Annotated in this window: 13 protein-coding genes and 2 pseudogenes; 12 read left to right on the plus strand and 3 right to left on the minus strand. The window is 38.3% G+C overall.

Going from position 1 to position 20,842, the window contains the following annotated elements:
• Positions 1 to 214 precede the first annotated feature (214 nt).
• From EFD62_RS12535 to EFD62_RS12545, 3 genes are all read left to right on the plus strand, one after another.
• On the plus strand, positions 215 to 1,963 hold the full coding sequence (locus tag EFD62_RS12535) for an ABC transporter ATP-binding protein (RefSeq protein ID WP_128706224.1): 1,749 nt from the start codon (positions 215 to 217) through the stop codon (positions 1,961 to 1,963).
• Entirely contained in the window at positions 1,956 to 3,848 is a 1,893-nt protein-coding gene (locus tag EFD62_RS12540; protein WP_069196427.1) for an ABC transporter ATP-binding protein, read from the plus strand. The genes EFD62_RS12535 and EFD62_RS12540 overlap by 8 nt, the downstream gene beginning before the upstream one ends.
• 129 nt (positions 3,849 to 3,977) lie before the next feature.
• Positions 3,978 to 5,408: an aminoacyl-histidine dipeptidase gene (locus EFD62_RS12545; protein ID WP_128706225.1), complete on the plus strand. Its 1,431-nt coding sequence runs from the start codon at positions 3,978 to 3,980 to the stop codon at positions 5,406 to 5,408.
• A 25-nt stretch (positions 5,409 to 5,433) separates the two neighbouring features.
• Here the strand turns inward: EFD62_RS12545 and EFD62_RS12550 are convergent.
• Positions 5,434 to 5,571 (minus strand): annotated as a pseudogene (locus tag EFD62_RS12550) (GNAT family N-acetyltransferase); the annotation flags it as partial.
• 17 nt (positions 5,572 to 5,588) lie between these two features.
• Positions 5,589 to 8,462: a CotH kinase family protein gene (locus tag EFD62_RS12555; RefSeq protein ID WP_128706226.1), complete on the minus strand. Its 2,874-nt coding sequence runs from the start codon at positions 8,460 to 8,462 to the stop codon at positions 5,589 to 5,591.
• 605 nt (positions 8,463 to 9,067) lie between these two features.
• Between EFD62_RS12555 and EFD62_RS12560 the strand changes: the two genes are divergently transcribed.
• The 9 genes and pseudogenes from EFD62_RS12560 (at position 9,068) to EFD62_RS12600 (ending at position 19,397) form a co-directional block, all read left to right on the plus strand.
• Positions 9,068 to 10,516, plus strand: a complete 1,449-nt coding sequence (locus EFD62_RS12560) for a tryptophanase (RefSeq protein ID WP_128706227.1) — start codon at positions 9,068 to 9,070, stop codon at positions 10,514 to 10,516.
• A gap of 248 nt (positions 10,517 to 10,764) precedes the next feature.
• Complete coding sequence (locus tag EFD62_RS12565) at positions 10,765 to 11,493, plus strand: DUF554 domain-containing protein (protein ID WP_069196163.1); 729 nt, start codon at positions 10,765 to 10,767, stop codon at positions 11,491 to 11,493.
• 256 nt (positions 11,494 to 11,749) lie between these two features.
• Positions 11,750 to 13,174: an aminoacyl-histidine dipeptidase gene (locus tag EFD62_RS12570; protein WP_407921093.1), complete on the plus strand. Its 1,425-nt coding sequence runs from the start codon at positions 11,750 to 11,752 to the stop codon at positions 13,172 to 13,174.
• Between the two features lie 18 nt (positions 13,175 to 13,192).
• Positions 13,193 to 15,057, plus strand: a pseudogene (locus tag EFD62_RS12575) (OPT family oligopeptide transporter).
• A 351-nt stretch (positions 15,058 to 15,408) separates the two neighbouring features.
• Positions 15,409 to 16,464 (plus strand): adenosylcobinamide-phosphate synthase CbiB, encoded by a 1,056-nt coding sequence (cbiB, locus tag EFD62_RS12580; protein WP_069196165.1) that lies wholly within the window; start codon positions 15,409 to 15,411, stop codon positions 16,462 to 16,464.
• 153 nt (positions 16,465 to 16,617) lie between these two features.
• Positions 16,618 to 17,181, plus strand: coding sequence for a bifunctional adenosylcobinamide kinase/adenosylcobinamide-phosphate guanylyltransferase (gene cobU, locus EFD62_RS12585; protein WP_069196166.1), 564 nt, complete (start codon positions 16,618 to 16,620; stop codon positions 17,179 to 17,181).
• An 18-nt stretch (positions 17,182 to 17,199) separates the two neighbouring features.
• Positions 17,200 to 17,946 carry an adenosylcobinamide-GDP ribazoletransferase gene (gene cobS, locus EFD62_RS12590; RefSeq protein WP_069196167.1) on the plus strand — a complete coding sequence of 249 codons (747 nt, stop codon included), beginning with the start codon at positions 17,200 to 17,202 and terminating at the stop codon, positions 17,944 to 17,946.
• A gap of 86 nt (positions 17,947 to 18,032) precedes the next feature.
• Complete coding sequence (locus EFD62_RS12595; protein ID WP_069196168.1) at positions 18,033 to 18,584, plus strand: ECF transporter S component; 552 nt, start codon at positions 18,033 to 18,035, stop codon at positions 18,582 to 18,584.
• A 78-nt stretch (positions 18,585 to 18,662) separates the two neighbouring features.
• Complete coding sequence (locus EFD62_RS12600; RefSeq protein WP_128706229.1) at positions 18,663 to 19,397, plus strand: MBL fold metallo-hydrolase; 735 nt, start codon at positions 18,663 to 18,665, stop codon at positions 19,395 to 19,397.
• Between the two features lie 116 nt (positions 19,398 to 19,513).
• On the opposite strand, the gene EFD62_RS12605 is transcribed toward EFD62_RS12600, so the two are convergent.
• Positions 19,514 to 20,782: a methyl-accepting chemotaxis protein gene (locus EFD62_RS12605; protein WP_128706230.1), complete on the minus strand. Its 1,269-nt coding sequence runs from the start codon at positions 20,780 to 20,782 to the stop codon at positions 19,514 to 19,516.
• Positions 20,783 to 20,842: the final 60 nt, after the last annotated feature.

Here is a 20,842-nt window from a genome sequence, read left to right on the forward strand (position 1 = left end):
CTACTACTGTGGTTTTATAGTAGCATTAGTACATATATCTAGCCATTGATTAGAAATAGAAGTAAGCGGAAGTTTAGAAGACATAATTGGTAGTGAAAAGAATATAAAATAATATGATTTTAGAATTGCAATAGATGCAGAAAACGAGTAGTGTTTATCACGTAAATTCAGTTGATGAACAATACTCATTTTTTAATGGAGGGATTGATGTAATATGATTAAAGACCTGGCTCGAAGTATTCGTGAGTACAAAAAATTATCAATTATAACTCCGATACTCATAAGTCTAGAGGTAGTGATTGAATGTATAATTCCATTTATCACTGCAAATTTGGTCAACCTAATTAAAAGTGGCTGTGAATTACGTACAATTATCAATTATGGAGTTGTCTTAATTGTCATGGCGTCTTTGTCACTCATGTTCGGTGCTATTGCAGGCTCAACTAGTGCCACAGCATCTTGTGGGTTTGCAAAGAATTTAAGAAAGGATATGTTCTATAGTATCCAGAATTATTCCTTTGAAAACATCGATAAATTCCTAACCTCATCGTTGATTACCCGTATGACTACCGATGTTACCAATGTGCAGCATGCGTATATGATGCTGATTCGAGTGGCTGTTCGTGCTCCTTTGATGCTGGTTTTTGCCTTTGTAATGGCCTTTGTAATGGGTGAACGCATGGCGTGGATTTTTTTGGTGGTTGTGCCGATTCTTGCGATTGGACTTATTGTTATAACTTACAAAGCATTACCGTTATTTAGGAAGGTATTTAAAAAATATGACGCTTTGAACAGCTCCATTCAAGAAAATATTAAAGGAATGCGCGTTGTAAAATCCTTTGTTCGTGAAGATTATGAGCAAAAGAAATTTGATTTGGCAGCACAGGATGTATGTGCAGACTTTACAAGAGCAGAGCGTATCTTGGCTTTTAATGGACCTTTAATGCAGTTTTGTATGTATTTGGTTATGGTGTTCGTTTTGTCCTTTGGTTCCTATACCATTATTACCAGTCGAGGATTGGATTTTGATATCGGGCAGTTTTCTGCTATATTAACATATAATTTTATGATTCTTAGCAGTTTGATGATGCTTTCTATGGTATTTGTAATGATCACTATGGCCAGTGAATCTGCTAAGCGTATTGTTGAAGTAATTAATGAGAAGAGTACATTATCAAACCCTGAAAAACCGATTCATACAGTAAAGGACGGTTCGATTTCCTTTGAGAATGTAAGTTTTAAGTATTCGGAAAAGGCAGAGCGAATGGCATTAGCGAATATAAATTTGCAAATCAAATCCGGCGAGACCATTGGGATTATCGGTGGTACGGGAGCCTCAAAGTCATCCCTCATTCAGCTTATTCCCCGTCTGTATGATGCAACCGAAGGGATTGTAAAAGTAGGCGGCGTGGATGTAAGAGACTATGATTTGGATATCCTGCGTAATGAGGTTGCTGTTGTGTTGCAGAAGAATATTTTATTTTCCGGAACCATTAAGGAAAATCTTCGTTGGGGTAATAAGGATGCTACGGATGAAGAATTGGTACAGGCGTGTAAACTCGCTTGCGCCGATGAATTTATAAGACAGTTCCCCAAAGGATATGACACCTATATTGAGCAAGGCGGATCCAATGTGTCCGGTGGACAGAAGCAAAGACTTTGTATTGCAAGGGCATTGCTCAAAAAGCCCAAGATATTAATCCTGGACGATTCCACCAGTGCAGTGGATACCAAGACCGATGCCAAGATTCGTAAGGCACTTAGGGAATATATGCCCGAGACAACCAAGATAATTATAGCCCAGAGGACAGCGTCTGTTGAAGATGCAGATAGAATTATCGTAATGGATGGTGGTTCTATCAATGGAATCGGAAATCACAAACAATTATTAGCGGAAAATACGATTTATAGGGAAATATATATTTCTCAAAATAAGGCAGGTGCACAAAGTGAAAATGAATAATATTAAGAGTAAAAAATCAATTATCCGTCGCTTGTTCAAGAATATATTAGAGTTTTATCCGGTAATGTTTCCGGTTGCTGTTTTATGTATATTGTTCAATGCAGCTATTAGCTCCATTCCTGCTATATTTATGCAGAACGTCATTGCTCTGATTGAGAATAACTGGCAGACTGGGGACTGGAATGCAGTAGGAGAAAGAATATTATCCCTTGTTGCTATATTGGCAACGTTTTATGTATTATCACTCCTTAGCGGTATTGCATATAATCAGTTGATGGCAATTATCACTCAAGGAACCTTGAAGAAATTCCGTGGGAAAATGTTTGCCAAGATGCAGACGCTTCCAATTAAATATGTGGATACCCACAACCATGGTGATGTCATGAGCGTTTATACCAATGATATTGATACGTTGAGACAAATGATTTCCCAGAGTTTCCCACAGCTTTTGTTGTCCAGTATCTCAGTTCTCACCGTATTTGCAATTATGGTTTATTATTGTATGTGGCTAACCATTGTTGTATTAATAGGTGTAACCATAATGTTCTTTGTCACAAAAAAGGTAGGTGGCGGTTCTGCCAGATACTTTATTAAACAGCAGAAGGCTCTTGGACATATGGAAGGCTTTATAGAAGAAATGATGAATGGACAAAAAGTAATCAAAGTATTCTGTCACGAAAATGAAAGTAAGGCTGATTTTGATAAGATCAACGAAGCTTTATTTAACGATGCCAAAACAGCCAATCGTTATGCCAATATTTTGGCTCCGATTCTAAATAATATCGGTAATGTACTGTATGTTTTTGTTGCTATTATAGGTGGTGTTTTATTGGTTACCAATGTGCCAAACTTGAGTATTTCCGGACTTGCCATGGGAATTAGTATCGTTGTTCCATTCCTCAACATGACAAGACAGTTTGTTGGCAATATTAATCAGGTGTCGCAGCAGATAAATGCTGTTGTTATGGGGCTTGCCGGTGCACAGAGAATCTATGATTTGGTTGATGAGGAGTCGGAACAGGATAACGGATATGTTACCTTGGTAAATGTCCGCGAGGAAAACGGTCAGTTGGTTGAATGTGAGAAGAGAACGGGAATCTGGGCTTGGAAGCATCCTCACAGTAGTGATGGTTCTGTAACATATACCAAATTAACCGGTGATGTGAGATTGCATGAGGTTGACTTTGAATATGAACCGGGAAAAACAATTTTACATGATATCAGCCTTTATGCAAAGCCGGGACAAAAAGTAGCATTTGTTGGTGCAACCGGTGCCGGCAAGACTACAATTACAAACTTACTAAACCGTTTTTATGATATTGCCGACGGTAAAATCCGTTATGACGGCATCAATATAAACAAAATCAAAAAATCGGATCTTCGTCGTTCTATCGGTATGGTACTTCAGGATACCAACCTCTTTACCGGTACTGTAATTGATAACATTCGTTACGGTAAACTGGATGCCACTGATGAAGAATGTATTGAGGCTGCAAAACTCGCGGGGGCTGATGACTTTATTCGCCGTTTGCCCGATGGCTATCAGACAATGCTTACTGAAAATGGTGCAAATCTATCCCAAGGTCAGAGACAGTTAATTTCTATTGCCAGAGCAGCAGTTGCCGACCCTCCGGTTATGATTTTGGATGAAGCAACATCCTCCATTGATACAAGGACCGAAGCCATTGTACAGCGAGGTATGGATGCCTTGATGGAAGGTAGAACAGTATTTGTAATTGCCCATCGTCTGTCCACAGTTAAAAACTCCAATGTAATCATCGTATTGGATCAGGGACGTATCATTGAACGAGGCAATCATGAGGATCTAATAGCTCAAAAGGGCCAATACTATCAACTGTATACTGGCGCATTTGAATTGGAATAAAGCTATTCAATCTCAAGGTAAGAAAATTTTTCAGCAACCGAAAGATTTTCTTTGAACCTTGGAATTATAATAAGTATGGGTAATAATATGTATATAGATATGATAAACTTGGAAAGACGGTGAAAGCTTATGTCAACAATTCATACAATTGAACCCCGGAAAGTATTTCATTGGTTTTATGAGATCAACCGGATTCCGAGATGCTCCGGTGATGAAAAGAGAATTAGTGACTTTTTGGTGAGTTTTGCGAAAGAAAGAAATTTGGAAGTCTATCAAGATGAACTTTACAACGTAATCATCAAAAAGCCTGCAACTTCCAGTTATGAAAATGCACCTGCTGTCATCATCCAAGGGCATAGCGATATGGTTTGTATCAAAGGGGAAGGTTCTACTCATAATTTTGATACAGACCCGATTGAAATGATCGTAGAAGGGGATATTTTACGGGCAAATAATACAACTCTTGGCGGGGATGATGGGATTGCCGTTGCTTATGGTTTGGCAATTTTAGATTCTGATGATTTAAAACATCCGGCTATTGAACTTTTGGTTACAACGGGGGAAGAGACAGGCATGGATGGTGCAATGGCTTTAACTAATGAGCATTTAAACGGAAAGATACTACTTAATATTGATTCCGATGAAGAAGGTGTTTTTTTAGTTAGTTGTGCCGGAGGCGCAAACCAAACCATTACCTTTCCATTGAAAAAAGAAAAGAGAAGTGGCACCGGTTTGGAAATTAGAGTTTCCGGATTAAAGGGCGGACACTCCGGAATGGAGATTATTAAACAGAGAGCAAATGCAATCAAATTATTAGCCCGCATTCTAGATAAATGCAGGGACAAAGTTACTTTGGCTAAGATTTCAGGTGGTACCAAACATAATGCAATTCCGAAGGAAGCAGAAGCGGTTGTATTAACAGAAGATGTAAATGGTACAGTACGTGCAATAGAATCACTATCAAAAGAATTAAAAGAAGAATATCGGGTGGAAGATAAAGGACTAACTATTACCGTCAGGGAAGTTGGCGTTGAGGAAGTTTTCTTAAAGGAATTATCCGACGATATTATTGATTTTCTGATGATGACGCCTGACGGTGTGCAGTACATGTCGAAGGATGTTGAAGGTTTGGTGCAGACTAGTGTGAATAATGCTATAGTGGAAGAGAAAGAAGGGCAACTGGTTATTACAATTTCACTTCGTTCTTCATCCGGCAGTTCCTTAAGGGAACTACTAAACCGGGTGTCGTTAATTGCAAAGAGAACCCACGGTATATCGCATGAAAACAGCTCTTATCCGGCATGGGAATATGATGATAAATCTGAAATCAGAAAAATAGCAGTTGGAGTTTTTGAAGATTTATTTGGCCAAAAAGCAAAATTAAACGCAGTTCATGCCGGTCTTGAGTGTGGTGTGTTGAAAAGGATTTTACCGGATGTTGATATGATTAGCTTTGGACCGAATTTGTATGACATTCATACTGAAAAAGAGCATCTTAGTATTTCGTCAGTAGGAAGAACTTGGACATTCTTAATCCGTTTGCTGGAAGAGATAAAATAAAACGCTACAAGCTAATCCTTCAACATTATATATATTTATATGGCTTATCCAAGTTGTGACCTAGCTTTTTAGCTAATGCTACAGAACGTAAATCATGCGTGTCCCAACTTGGATATAAGCCTCTATTTAGATATTCTAAAATTAGTTTTGCACCACAGGCAGTTGCAAGACCTTTTCATTTTATTTGTAGTCATGAGATGTAGTGTTAAAATGTTTTGCTATAATCATAATATCTTTTAAGTTAATCGCGTTATCTTTGTTGAAGTCTATATCTGCTTTGTATTCTGCATCAACTGGAGTAGTGTCGAATGCTATCGCTATTTTCATAACGTCTTTCATATTTATGGCACCGTCCGATTTCCCATTTATCTCAATGTCTCCGGCCCATAAAATCAATGGTGACTCCTTTGAAGATAAAGCCAAATCATTTGAAACGGTATCTTTTCGAACTTCCCTCGCAAGATAATTGGTTTTGCTTATTTTAAAAACATATTCTGCATTGCTTTGGGGGACAGACAATTCAAAATATCCGTCTTCATCAGTCAATGCTGACACATTGAGGTCTAAAACTTCAACCTTGAAATTTGATTTTATATCAGCAGCCGTTGATGATAAATCCGGTTCTATATATCCTGAAATTGTACATTCTGTGCTACTGTCTTTTTTAAATATCGCTTTTAAATTTATATTTTTTGTTGGCATTATTACCAAGGTGTCGGATGTTTCATCGGTTCCTTCCCACCGGTCAAAAACATATCCGTCTTCAGGAATAGCCGTAATTGTCAAAGGCACACCTTTGAAATAGGTTCCTGTCCACTCTTCCGGGTTGTTCACTCCGCGGGTGGTATCTTTAAGATCAATGGAGTTAATACGGATAAAGCCCTTTGAAGTATCAGTCTCTAGGTTAACTGAATAAGTACCTGTAACACCAAATCTTTTGAATTTATTAATTATGTGTTGGGTCACATGGTAAGGACGTTCTTTAGCAAAGGTTTGCATTAACTCTACCTCACTGTCCCAATCCCAAATGGCTTGCCAGCGGGCATTGTGTTCGGGTATTGAAGGCGCTATGGCATTTTTGACTTCGTCTATTGTATCCATAACTAATTCAGAGTCAAAGCAGGTATTAAGATAATCAGCCATTCTATTTATAAACGCATTTCTGAATTCAGAATTCTCCAGTAATTTTTTAAAAAGAAATACTGACCATTCGCTTGTTGGGTTTTCTGAGGCATGGCTCAATGTATCATGTCTAATGCCGGCATCGCCCATCATTGGTCCAGCGAAGCCAAAATCCGTATCCTTTATTATCCATCTCCATCTGCCGTCTTGTCCATAAGGTGCCTCTGGGTGGTATAAACCATCCTCAGTCTTGTATCTCCACATACTAACATTGTTCTGCGGCCAGTCACCATTGGCAAAGTAAATATTCGCAACATAGCAATCAATAAAATTGTCTACATCCATTTTTGTCTTTATGTACTCATAATTATCTTTTTGGGTAATATCGTTTGATTTAAGAAAGTCGATTATTTCATTTGTATAAGCTTTTGCATCTTCATCTGTTCCTTCATTTACTGTGATACTTCCGGAATAAGTAACTTCAAGTAGTGCGACATTGTTCTTTTTTAGATTGTAATGGGATGCAAAATATATGTTGTCATATCGTTCACGAATGTTATGTATTCCCCAATATTCACCATTAATAAATACTACTGAGGGCCTATACGCTTGTGTATCGAGATTCAAATGGGATACAAGCTTATGCATCAGTCCATCCCTAAACATGCTATTTGCCCAATCACTGCCGGAATTTCGTAAAACAAGACGTTTAAAATCGGTGATACTTTTTCCGGTCACTTTGTCTGTAAGTCCGGGAAATATATTATAGCTGATCTTATCTTTATAATCGTAGCCTCTGTCTGCATATAATCGAAGACTTTTTTGAGCAAATCCCTTAGAACCTCCTCCATGAAGCCTTACACCACAATAATGGGAAAAGCCCAGGGTTCCATCCCTTTCAAAAAATTCCACATGAGCGGGTCTTTCCCAATCTGCACCGCTTTTATTGCTGTTTAAATAAATTCCGGTGTTCTTGTCAAATAAGTTTGCCTCGTCTGTTACAATTGAGATCACAGGGAGGCTGTATCTTGACATCATATTGGGATCTACAAAATAGGACCGAGTTATAGTTCGGCTTGTTTGACCGTCTGACCTCACAGCAACAGCTTTTACTGTTGAACACTTGAATACTTCTCCTAAAGGAGGATACCAATAATACTCTCCTGTGTTAATCATGGATAATACATTAGGCTCTCCAGCTCTGCTTTTTATTTTTATCTTTCCGGAATATTCAAATGTATGTGGATCTCCGGGCTTCGGATCGGATCCGTCAAGGGTATAATAGACTTTGGTATCTTCTTGGTTTACAGAGAGTTCCAATTCAAATTCCTCAGTGTAAAAACCGGCTTGGTGAGAAAAAACAGGCTCAAGAACAATTGTCTGTGAATTGTCATTACTTGTGTAGGGGGTAGGTTTTGAAAAAATCAAAAATTCGTTTCCGCCGTCTGTACTTCTGCCATAGGATTCATCATCAGCCAACCTCCCATATATGATAGAATCAATAACTTCACCGCCAGGAGTTTTCAATACTACTTTTTCTCCTTGAGCACTAAGTTTAAAGTTTGTATGCAGCTGTCCGTCACTTGCTACTTTATTCTTATCAGAAGCCCAAATTACAAGATAACCTTTAGGTGGGATGCTCCCTTCAGGGAAAAACCATGTTGCACCATCATCGGAAATACTATAGCCTGTTAAATCCACAGATTCATCGGAAGCATTATAGAGCTCAATCCAATCGGAATAGGCTCCTCCTAATGTCCCGTGTTTAGGGTCATCAAGATCTCCGTCACGGATAGTATTTGTGTTTGATGCCATGATTTCGTTTATATAAATACGATGTTCTTCAAGGATGGCAGCTTTTGCTTGTCCAAAATGCAACCCAAGGTTAGTCGCTAATACAGCAGATAATAAAAAACTAATGGTTTTTTTCATACCCAATTACCTCCCCTAAAACTTCAATTTATATTCTAAAGATATTATATCATAAAATTGAAATTACAGATATTTTATGACGATAAAAATATTCATTATTCTTCATATTATGAGTATTGAAGATGAAAGTATAACTTTGGAAGGAATATGGGTTCTTATATGGTATACTCCCATTGTTCTTTTAATTTTAGTGTTTGATAATGAAGAACTGGCAAAAATATTTTATTGCTATATTGAACTGTAATAGCTATATTATAATGTTCAAATGGCATTGTAGTGGTTGTAAAGATTGCAAAACATTTGTTGACTATTTTGTTGATTGGTTATAAAATATTGATAGTAGCATGGTATTATAGTAGAGAAATACTATTATCGAGTAAGGTTTCCAATTGATATAAGCTTATTTGACAGATTGTTATTGTTTTTTGGTAATATGGTATTACGGATTCTGTTGATTAAGCATATAAGATACGATATAGCACCTTTTCTTTATAAATACCCTGTAGAGGGTATTTTTGTATTTTATGGTTAATTCTTAGTTGTACTATCCTATAATGCCAGCTTGAAAAAATCTTATAAAAAATAAAATTAGGGGTGATTGATGTATGTCAGAAGTAAAATTTTTTTATGGTGGCAATGTGCCTTTAGAAATGCATAAGGTGAGAATAGTACAAAAATTGAATCTCGTCCCCATTGAACGCCGGCTCGAAGCTATAAATGAGGCGGGAAACAACACGTTTTTGTTGAAAAATAGCGACATTTTTTTGGATATGCTCACTGATAGCGGGGTAAATGCTATGAGCGACAAGCAGCTTGCTGCTATGATGGAAGCGGACGATAGTTATGCTGGTTCTGCGACCTTCACAAAGCTAGAAAATAAAATTAAAGAAATTTTCGGGATGGAGTATTTTCTTCCGGCCCACCAGGGAAGAGCTTGTGAAAATATTATTTCCCAGGCATATGTAAAGCCGGGAGATATTATACCTATGAATTATCACTTTACTACAACTAAAGCCCATATTACATTAAATGGTGGCTTGGTTGAAGAAATAATCATTGATGAAGGGTTAAATCCAACGAGCGATTATCCATTTAAAGGAAATATGGATGTCGAAAAACTAAAAGGACTCATTTCTAAGCACGGTGCAGAAAAAATTGCTTATGTCCGTCTGGAGACAGGCACAAATCTGATTGGAGGTCAACCACACTCCCTTGAGAATATGCAGGAGATCCGAAAAGTTTGCGATGAGTTTGGTCTCATGCTTGTCTTAGATGCAAGCCTTTTAGCAGATAACCTTTATTTCATTAAAACCCGTGAAGAAAAGTGCAAGGATATGAGTATCCGGGAGATAACCCGTGCTATGGCAGACCTTTCAGATATTATTTACTTTTCAGCACGTAAACTTGGATGTGCCCGTGGCGGAGGTATTTGTATAAGAGACAAAGACATATATATGAAGCTTCGTGAGCTTATCACGCTATATGAAGGTTTTCTTACATATGGAGGAATGTCTGTACGAGAGATAGAAGCAATTACTGTCGGACTTGATGAGACTATGGATGAGAATATGATTAACCAGGGACCGCAATTTATTGCTTATATGTGTGAAAAACTACAGGAAAGTGGTGTTCCTATTATTACACCACCCGGCGGTTTGGGTTGTCATCTCAATGCTATGGAGTTTGTTGATCATATTCCTCAAAGCCAGTATCCGGCAGGTGCACTTGCTTCAGCATTATATATAGTAAGCGGTGTCCGTGGTATGGAGAGAGGAACTATATCCGAGCAAAGGGATGAAAACGGAAATGAGCATTTTGCCAATATGGAATTGTTGCGTCTAGCCATGCCAAGGCGTGTATTTACCCTTTCACAGGTAAACTATGCTGTAGACCGTATTAAATGGCTTTATGAAAATCGTAAGTTGATCGGCGGAATAACTTTTGTAGAAGAACCTAAGGTTTTGCGTTTCTTCTTTGGAAAATTGACTGCAGTTTCAGACTGGCAGACTAAACTAGCTGCGAAGTTTAGAGCAGATTTTGGTGACAGTCTGTAGTATCCGTTTCTAATGAAAATTGATGCTAAATATTAAGAAAACCCACGGTTTCGGCCGTGAGTTTTCTTAATATTTAGGCCTCTTGGAATGAAATGAAAGAGGCAATAGCGAAGGGACTCGACGTCTCAAGCTTTTACTTTGGCCTCTTGGAAAGAAATGAAAGAGGCAAAAGCGAAGGGACTCGATGTCCCGAGCTTTTACTTTGGCGTAAAACACCGGACAATACATTGTAATTTAGGGAGGAAGTCATGCTGGCTCAAGGAAGTGTTGTAAATGCAGTTGTTATAATAGCTGGTGCTTTGCTGGGAATGATTATAAAAGGTAAATTATCAGAAAGATTTAAAGTAATTATAATGCAAGCGTTAGGTCTATCTGTTATTATTATTGGATTATCCGGGACCCTTTCTGCGATATTTAGGGTTTCTTCCGATGGCACCCTTGAAAATAAAGATATAATGATCATGATAATTTTTCTTGTTGTGGGTTCCATAATAGGAGAGGCTATAAATATTGAACAAAAATTAAACAGGTTCGCAGAGTTTATCCAAAAGAAGATTCCAGGTTCAGGTGGTAATTTTTCTGTTGGTTTTGTAACTGCAACCCTCCTATTTTGTGTAGGTGCAATGGCAATTGTAGGTTCTCTGGAGGAAGGTCTTACTGGAAATGCCGATACGCTTTATGCCAAGTCAATTCTGGATTGTATAAGCTCTTTTATTTTTAGTGCCACGATGGGCGTAGGTGTTCTTTTCTCAGCAATACCTGTACTTCTTTACCAGGGTTCAATCACACTTTTTGCAGGAGCTTTAAAGCCCATGTTGACTCCTGAGGTTATAAGTCAGATGTCACTTGTTGGAAATGTCCTTATTTTAGGAATTGGCCTAAATCTTCTAGAAATCCGCAGTATCAAAGTAGCTAACATGCTTCCGGCAGTGTTTTTACCGATTCTTTATTATTTAATACGATTTTTAATTATATGAAAGCTGTCAATAGTTAAGTTTAATTAATTTTTATGAAAACTGTATATCAGTAATTTCATCATAGCATAATTAAAATATCTTACTGAGTGTATGAGGGTCTTCGTTTTGGAGTTTTAAACGCGGATATCCTTTTGCAGTATTTGGTAAAGAGTCTACCGAGCTTATAGTTTAGAGTATAAAAAATAAATATAGGATATACTACTTTATAACTTATTATATATAAGACATGATAAAACTTGAAAAGATGGTGGGAATTATGTCGACAATTCATACAGTTGAACCGCGAAAAGTGTTTCATTGGTTCTATGAAATCAACCAGATTCCAAGATGTTCCGGTAACGAAAAAAGAATTAGTGACTTTTTGGTTGATTTCGCAAAAGAAAGAAATTTAGAAGTTTATCAAGATGACCTTTATAATGTAATCATCAAAAAGCCTGCAACTTCCGGTTATGAAAATGCACCGGCTGTCATCATACAAGGGCATAGCGATATGGTTTGCATAAAAGGTGAAGATTCTACGCATGATTTTGATACCGATCCGATTGAAATGATTGTAGAAGGCGATATTTTACGAGCAAATAACACAACTCTCGGTGGAGATAATGGAATCGCAATTGCTTATGGTTTGGCAATTTTAGATTCCGATGACTTAAAGCATCCGGCTATTGAGCTTTTGGTTACAACAAGTGAAGAAACAGGTATGGATGGGGCAATGGCTTTAACCGATGAGCATTTAAACGGAAAGATATTACTTAATATTGATTCCGAAGAAGAAGGGATTTTTTTAGTTAGTTGTGCTGGAGGCGCAAACCAAATTGTCACGTTTCCATTGAAAAAAGAGAAGAGAAGTGGCACCGGTTTGGAAATTAAAGTTTCTGGATTAAAGGGCGGCCACTCCGGAATGGAAATTATCAAACAGAGAGCAAATGCAATTAAATTATTAGCCCGCATTCTAGATAAATGCAGGGACAAAGTTACTTTGGCTAAGATTTCAGGTGGCACCAAGCATAATGCTATTCCGAGGGAAGCAGTGGTTTTGGCAGAAGATGTGAGTGGTACAGTACGTGCAATAGAATCACTAGCAAAAGAACTAAAAGAAGAATATCGTGTGGAAGATAAAGGACTCACTATTACTGTGAGGGAAGTAGGAGTAGAGGAGGCTTTCTTAAAACAATTATCCGACGATATCATCGATTTTCTGATGATGACGCCTGATGGTGTGCAGTATATGTCAAAGGATATCGAAGGTTTGGTGCAAACAAGTGTCAATAATGCGGTGGTGGAAGAGAAAGAGGGACAACTGGTTATTACAATTTCACTTCGTTCTTCATCTAGAAGCTCATTAAGGGAACTACTAAACCGAGTGGCGTTAATTGCGAAAAGAACCAACGGTATAGCGGAAGAAAACAGCTCTTATCCGGCATGGGAATATGATGATAAATCTGAAATAAGAAAAATAGCAGTTAGAGTTTTTGAAGAGTTGTTTGGCAAAAAGGCTGAAGTAAATGCAATTCATGCCGGTCTTGAGTGTGGGGTGTTGAAAAAGATTTTACCGGATACTGATATGATTAGTTTTGGACCTAATATATATGACGCACATACGGAAAAAGAGCATCTTAGTATTTCATCTGTGGGAAGGACTTGGACATTCTTAATTCGTTTGCTTGAAGAGATTAAATAAAACACTGGAGGATGTTATATGTCGAAAGAAGCAAGGAAACTACCAAAAGATGCATATGGCGGAATTCGAGGTGAGGATTACAAGCCGTTTATCCGTAACGATGAAAAAGCACCGGAATCAACGGTGTACTCTATTATTTTAGGAATACTTTTTGCAGTTGTTTTTGCTGCAGCCAATACTTATTTAGGGTTAAAAGTCGGTTTAACCATTTCCGCAGGTATTCCCGGTGCCATATTGGCAACGGGTGTATTTAAAAGTATATTCAGAAGAAATAATATACTGGAATCAAACTATGTAGCTTCTTTGGCAGCTGTTGGAGAATCTATTGCCGGCGGTATTATATTTGTATTGCCTGCTCTTATTCTTATCGGGTTTAATCTTCCTCTTTGGACGGTGGTTGTAGTTACCGTTATAGGAGGAATAATGGGCGTTTACTTTATTGTACCTGTCCGTAAGCACTTAATTGTACAAGAGCATGGAAAATTGGTTTATCCGGAAGCAATGGCACAGGCTGAAGTTTTGGTAAATGCAAATCAGGGCGGTAAAGGCTTTGGAGCCGTTTTAAAAGGTGTGATTGTTGGCTTGGGTTATAAAATTATATCCGGTGGTTTGGCACTATGGAACGAAACAGCAACTTATGTTATCAAACCGTTCCAAAACGCTATGATAGGTACGGATACTCTTGCATCCCTAGTCGGTGTTGGATTTATTATCGGTACAAAAACATCATCATTAATGTTTGCAGGCTCTATCGTTGCATGGCTGGGATTAATTCCGTTGATTAAATTCTTCGGTGCATCCGTTGGAATCCCGATTTTCCCATCTACCATGCTGATTTCTGAAATGCCTGCAACTGATATATGGTCCAACTACATTAAATATATAGGTGCCGGTGCGGTTGCTGCGGGTGGTTTCATTTCTTTGGCAAGATCGCTGCCTACTATATTTAAGTCATTTAAAGAGGCTATGGGCGGATTTGGTAAAGGAGAAAAAACACTGGATCGCACAAATCAAGATCCGTCAATCGTATGGGTGCTATTCTTGCAGTATTCTTCTCTTTCTTCTTTGCAATAGTATCTGCAAGGATGGTTGGTGTAATCGGTGCCAGTAACAACCCGGTTTCAGGTATGACCATAGCAACACTTTTGGTAATTGCCTCTGTTTACAAAGCAATGGGTGCAACCGGTGTGGATGGAATGCATGTTGTATTGCTGGCAGTTGGTATTGTCTGTGTGGCAATAGCCGTTGGAGGTGGTGTGGCCCAATCTTTAAAAGCAACTTTTGTTTTGGGTGGTACTCCCAATAAAGTGCAACATGGTATGTTTGCTTCCCTTGCAGTTGCTTCCGTTGTTGGAGGTGCCACAGTTCTTCTTCTGAACAGCGCTTATGGTATCGGTACCGAACAGGTTACTGCACCGCAGGCAACACTTATGAAGCTAATTGTAGAAGGTATCATGACAGCACAGCTTCCATGGACCCTTGTTATCATAGGAATAATGATTGCAATTTTCTGCGCCCTTGCAGGATTGCCAATCCTGCCGGTCGCTTTAGGTCTCTATTTGCCATTATCTTTAAACACAGCTATTTTCTTTGGAGGATTGATTAGAAAGCTTGTTGAAAACAAGTTTAAAAAGAATCAAGCGGATTTGGATACAGCAGTAGAAAGAGGTACTTTGATTGCATCGGGATTGGTTGCGGGGGATGCCCTAACAGGTATTATAATTGGTGCCTTTGCAGCATTAAATATAAAGATCAATTTCCTTTCAGAGGTGATTCCAAACGAAAATGTGAAGAACTTTGTAAGTCTTGCAATTTTCATATTGTTGGGATTTTGGCTGTACAACTACTCTTCCCGATTTAAAAGAGAGACGAAAAATGCATGACTTATACTTCTTTCTTTAAAAGCCAATACTTGCATAAATGAATAAAAATATATATAATGAACTATGTGAATTGAGCTGAAGATTGGATAAGTTCAGAGCAAATAGCCGTTGCAACATATGCATTACAATAGTCATTCCTTTCCACATATTAATTACTACAACGCTTTTTGCAGCAATTGAAATAGTGACCGAAAAGAGAAGCGGAGCTGAAGACTTCCGTTCTAAAAATTAAGTTTGTTATCTGTGATGATTTTATATCATAAGATATACTAAGTGCATGTAACAGTGTTCGGTTCAAAACATGGATTTGGACTTTGTCAAATAAAAATGAATAGTATGGGGGGAAAGGCAATGGCTATGTATCTGCTGCTGGATGTTTTTATTGCATTTGCTTTGGATTTTTTTATTGGTTACCCGCGTTGGATGCCTCATCCTGTTAAGTTTATCAAGTGGCTTGGGAAAAAAATTGAGAATATGATGCGAAGTATTATCAATGCATCATCGGCAAAAAAGGTCAAGGCATTGGGAGAGGATGTTGTTCGCAACACCAGAAGGTCTTACAGAAATGAAAGAGCTGTTGGAGCAGCTTTTATTCTAATAATGATAGGGATTGTGATTATCATTGTTGCCGGGGTTTTGAAGCTATCGATGTTTGTAAACCCTATACTTTTTCACGTTATAAACACGTATTTGATATATTCTTCTTTTGCGTCGAGAGCTGTTGCAACCGAGGGCTATAAGGTATTTGATGCGTTAAAGGAGAGGGATATATTCAAGGCTAGAAATATGCTTGCCGCTGCAGTAGGAAGGAAAACAGAAAATCTTGATGAAAAAGAAATAATAAAAGGATCTGTGGAGTCGACGGCTGAAAATACATCGGATAGGGTAATAGCTCCGATTTTTTATGCTTTTTTAGCTTCGTTTTTTGGTTTGGGTGCTACGATAGTTTATGTGTATAAAACCATCAATACCCTAGACCAGGTGGTGGGCTATAAAAACGAGATGTACAAGAATTTCGGCTGGGCGACGGCAAAGCTTGATGATATAGTAAATTATATACCGGCAAGGTTAACGGGATTATTAATAGTTCTCGGAGCCCTTATAACGAGAAAAGAGTATAAAAGCAGCTACTCTATTATGATGAGGGACAGAAAAAAGCATGTTAGTCCAAATTCGGGATATCCTGAGGCTGCTGTAGCAGGTGCATTGGGGATAAGACTTGGGGCAGAGGCGTTGTATTTTGGTGATATCGTTGAAAAACCTACAATCGGTGATGATGTAAACGAATTGGATATTAAAGCTATTTCCCAGACCATTACTCTAATGTATGCAGCATCGATTATTGCTATGTTATTGATGGGAAGCTTGGGACTTTTGATAATTGCGCTTGCAGAATATGTATTTTAGAACTATGTGATTTGTGAATCAAAGAAGCCAAGTACATTTATCGATTAGACTTGGTTTGTCAAATAAATAACAATGTGCGTGAAGCTTGAAGCACCTCCGGGTATTTTCCCTTGGTGCTTTTTTATAATTTGAATATAGGGGTGATTTGGAATAATGGGTAAGTTTATTCTGGTTACAGGTGGTGCAAGAAGCGGGAAGAGTTCCTTTGCAGAGTCACTGATTCGCAATGATTATGATGAAAACGATGTCTTATATATTGCAACATCAATACCTTTTGATGAGGAAATGAAGATAAGGGTGAAAAAACATAGAGAACAGAGGCCTGCCGGCTGGGAAACGCTTGAAGCATACAGGGGCCTTGACATAAGACTTAAGGAGGTGGGTGCCGGTAAGAAGTATATTTTACTTGACTGTATCACTCTTATGGTATCAAATATTATTTTAGAAAAGTGTGTAGACTGGAATATACTTCCTGAAAATGCTGAGAATGAAGCAGAACAGGAGGTTATCTGTGAGGTTCAAAAGCTGCTTTCTGCCGTAAGAGCACTGGACGTTACATTTATTGCAGTAACAAATGAGGTTGGAATGGGAATTGTACCGGAGAATAAGCTTTCGAGAGTCTTTCAGGACATAGCCGGAAGAGTAAATCAGATGTTGGCAAGGAATGCTGATGATGTGTATTTATGTGTTTCGGGAATTCCTATTAAAATTAAATAATGTGTTGGAGTGGTGAAGTTGAAATACTTAAAGAGAGTAATGCTGATGATTGGGTTTCTCACCAGAATTCCCATACCTTTTGAAATTGACGGCACTGAAGAGGACTATGGAAAAGGGCTGGTTTTTGCACCGGTTGTCGGTTTTCTGATAGGGGGAATAATAACAGTAGTTTATTACATATTGAAAAGGTTCTTTCCCTCAGGTGTAACAAGTGTTCTGCTGATAGTGGCATATATTATGTTGACCGGAGGGATTCACTTGGATGGATTGGGAGATACTTTTGATGGAATATTCTCAAACCGAAGCCGGGAAAGAATACTGGAAATTATGCGGGACAGCAGAATCGGAACAAATGCCATGCTGGCTGTTGTTTGCGTCATTATTCTAAACTATGCTTTACTGAATTCTATTCCTGCATCTTTTGTCCCCCATGCAATATTGTTGTTTCCGGTAGCTGGAAGAATCGGCTCTTTGATTGGAGCAGGTAGCTCTGACTATGCCCGAGAGGGAGAAGGCTTGGGTAAATCCTTTATAAACTGTTGCGGAGTGAAGGAAATTCTACAGGGCGGTGCAATATACTTCCTTATTTTTCTTTTGGTCTTGGGTTTAAAGGGGTTGCTGCTGGCATTTCTTACTTTTGTGACGGCATTTATCACAGTAAAGTTTTTCTCAAAGAAAGTCGGAGGAGCTACGGGAGATATATTGGGGGCTGTGTGCGAGCTGAATCAGACATTTTTTTTACTACTTATTTATCTTATTTCTTGACAAATGTAACTGTTGTAAATAAAATATCCCTGTCAATTGGATACACTCTGGAAATGTATCGATACAGTTATATTGGGGGGATTTTGATGAATAATTCAAACAGAGCCAATGCTACCAGAAAGATAGCAATAAACGGAATGATGATTGCACTGGTTTTCTTGGCAACATATGTTACTAAAATACCTACGGCAGTAGGGCCCTTTAATCTTGGGGATTCGGTTATCATAATAACAGCGGTTTTCCTAGGAAGAAAGAGCGGCTTTTTGGCGGGAGCCATAGGATCGTCTATTGCGGATATAGCAATGGGATATCAGTATTTTGCACCGGTGACGTTTGTCGTGAAGGGACTTGAAGGTTTTGTCGCAGGTTTTATTGTGTATGCTCTGTCAAAAAGATTTAAAGAAAAAGGTCATGTAATTATATTGGTTGCATCTATAGTGGCGAGCATTGTCATGGTCTCGGGATACTTTTTTTCCGAGCTTTATGTAATGAAGATATTTGATGACACTATGGGAATGGCGGCGGCATTAAGGGATCTTCCGGTTAACCTAGTCCAAGGCGGCGTATGTGCGGTTGTGGGATACCTATTATCCGTTGCCCTTGAAAGATTCAAAATAACAAAATATATTCCGAATTAAGGAGCAGTAAAAGGCAGGACAAAAACAGGTTTAGAAGAATAAAAGTAAGGATAATATTTCAAATAGGAGGTGCGTTTTATGAAGCTAACAATATTGGGCAACAACGGTCCATTTCCATCAGCGGGGGGAGCTTGCTCCGGGTATCTTATCACTGAAGGAAATATAAAAATATTAATAGACTGTGGCAACGGTGTGTTGAGCAATCTTCAAAAATTCGTAAGAATTGAAGATTTGGATGCTGTAATATTAACTCATCTTCATAGTGACCATATGTCCGATATGATGGTTTTAAGATATGCAATTCAAATAAAGAAGAATAGGGGAGATGATATAAAACCTCTTAGAGTATATGCTCCCTCAGAGCCTGGCGAGGAGTATGACAGGTTGAACATTGCAGATGTATATAGCCTAAGTCCGCTTTCAGAGGATACGGTGCTGCAGCTTGATGACCTGAACATTTCCTTTGCAAAAATGAAGCATCCTGTAAAATGCTTTGGAGTATCGGTATATAACGGAAGTAAAAGGTTTGCTTTTTCCGGAGATACCTCTTGGGATCAAAACATAATTGAGTTTTCCCGGGGATCAGATTTGCTGATGCTTGATGCGGGATTGCTGTCAAAGGATAAAAAGAGTGATAATGTACCTCATCTTACAGCGAGAGAATGCGGAATTGTTGCAAGGGATGCCGGTGTATCAAAGCTTTTGCTTACCCATTTTTGGCCTGAAGATGATGTTTCGAACCATCTTGCCGAAGCGAAAGAAAGCTTTGAAAATGTGGAGATTGCCCAGTTGCTAAAGACATATGATATATAAAATATGAATTGGGGTAGCAATAAAAGAAGAGATTGAATTTAGCTCAATCTCTTCTTTGGCTATTTTTACTATTTAATAATCATCTTAGACTATTGCATCATACAAATCCAGTTTTCTTAATTTATCTGGTCGTTTTCGCTTAGAGTGTACTTTTTGAATTTGCTTTCAAGCTCTTCTACTAGTTGTTCAAGATTTTTAGCCGATTCTTTCATGTTTTCGATACATCTTAGTTCATGCTCTGTGGTAGCGGCTACCTGCTGACTTGCAGCAGCAGTTTCCTCCGATACGGAAGAAATGTTTTCTATAGCAGTGGAAACTTGAATTTTATCCGTTTGCATTTTGGTTATTGCCTGATTTACTTCATTAATCTTGGACACTATATAAGTTATGGCATTGGCTATATTGTTGAACGCATTGTCGGTCTTGTTAACCGCTCCGTTTTGCTCCTGAGAAACTTTTTTCATTATTTCCATGGATTGAATAGCCAGTTGGGATTCTTCATGTATGCTCTGCATCAAAATGTTAATCTCTTCGGTTGATTTCCTACTCTGATCCGCAAGCTTTCTTACCTCTTCCGCAACAACTGCGAATCCTTTTCCGGCTTCGCCTGCCCTAGCAGCTTCTATAGCGGCGTTTAATGCCAGAAGGTTTGTTTGCTCAGCTATGCTTTCAATGGATTCCACAAACAGACCTATATCTTTAATTGTATTTGTCAGCTTTTCAACTACTGAGAATATCTTTTCAGCAGTCTCATAGTTTTCCTTTGATTTGTCACGAAGTATGCTGACCGAATCTAGACCGACATTGTTGAGCTCATTTATCTTACTGGTCTCTTTGGTAATTCTGTTGTAGCTTTCATATACGAAATTTATTTGATCCGAAAGCTTGTCGACCATTTCCACACCTTGTTGAGCCTGTTCGGCTTGGTGGGATGCACCATTTGCAATATCGTCCATGGTTTTCGATATGTCATCTATCGCCGTTGATGCTTGCTGTGCAGTTGTACTGACGGATTTTGTAGCATCAATTATGGATTTGGACAAATTGTGGAAATCCGTAATTAATGACCTTATATCTGTCAGTAGTTCATTGACAACTATTACAGAGGGACGCAACATAGCAAGATTTTCAGGATCTATGGTTTTTGAGAAATTGCCGTCTCTTATGGTTTTTACTTCTTTTTCAAATTGCCCAACAACTCGTTTGGATTGGAGTGAGGTATTTATGTGCATAATAAAAAGCATTACAAGATTTGTCACAAAGACTGCAAGAAAAACCTGCCATTTTCCGATTAATAGACCCGATATGGTGCTTAATGCGATAACAACTGCCAAAAGAATTAAGAACGGCAATGATTTATTGCCCAAAAAATTGGATTTTTTCATATTGTTCCCTCCAGCTTAGAATAAGAGAATAGAAATCAGTCAGAAATGCTATAATACTAT

The sequence above is a fragment of the Acetivibrio mesophilus genome (assembly GCF_004102745.1).
GTDB lineage: Bacteria > Bacillota > Clostridia > Acetivibrionales > Acetivibrionaceae > Hungateiclostridium > Hungateiclostridium mesophilum.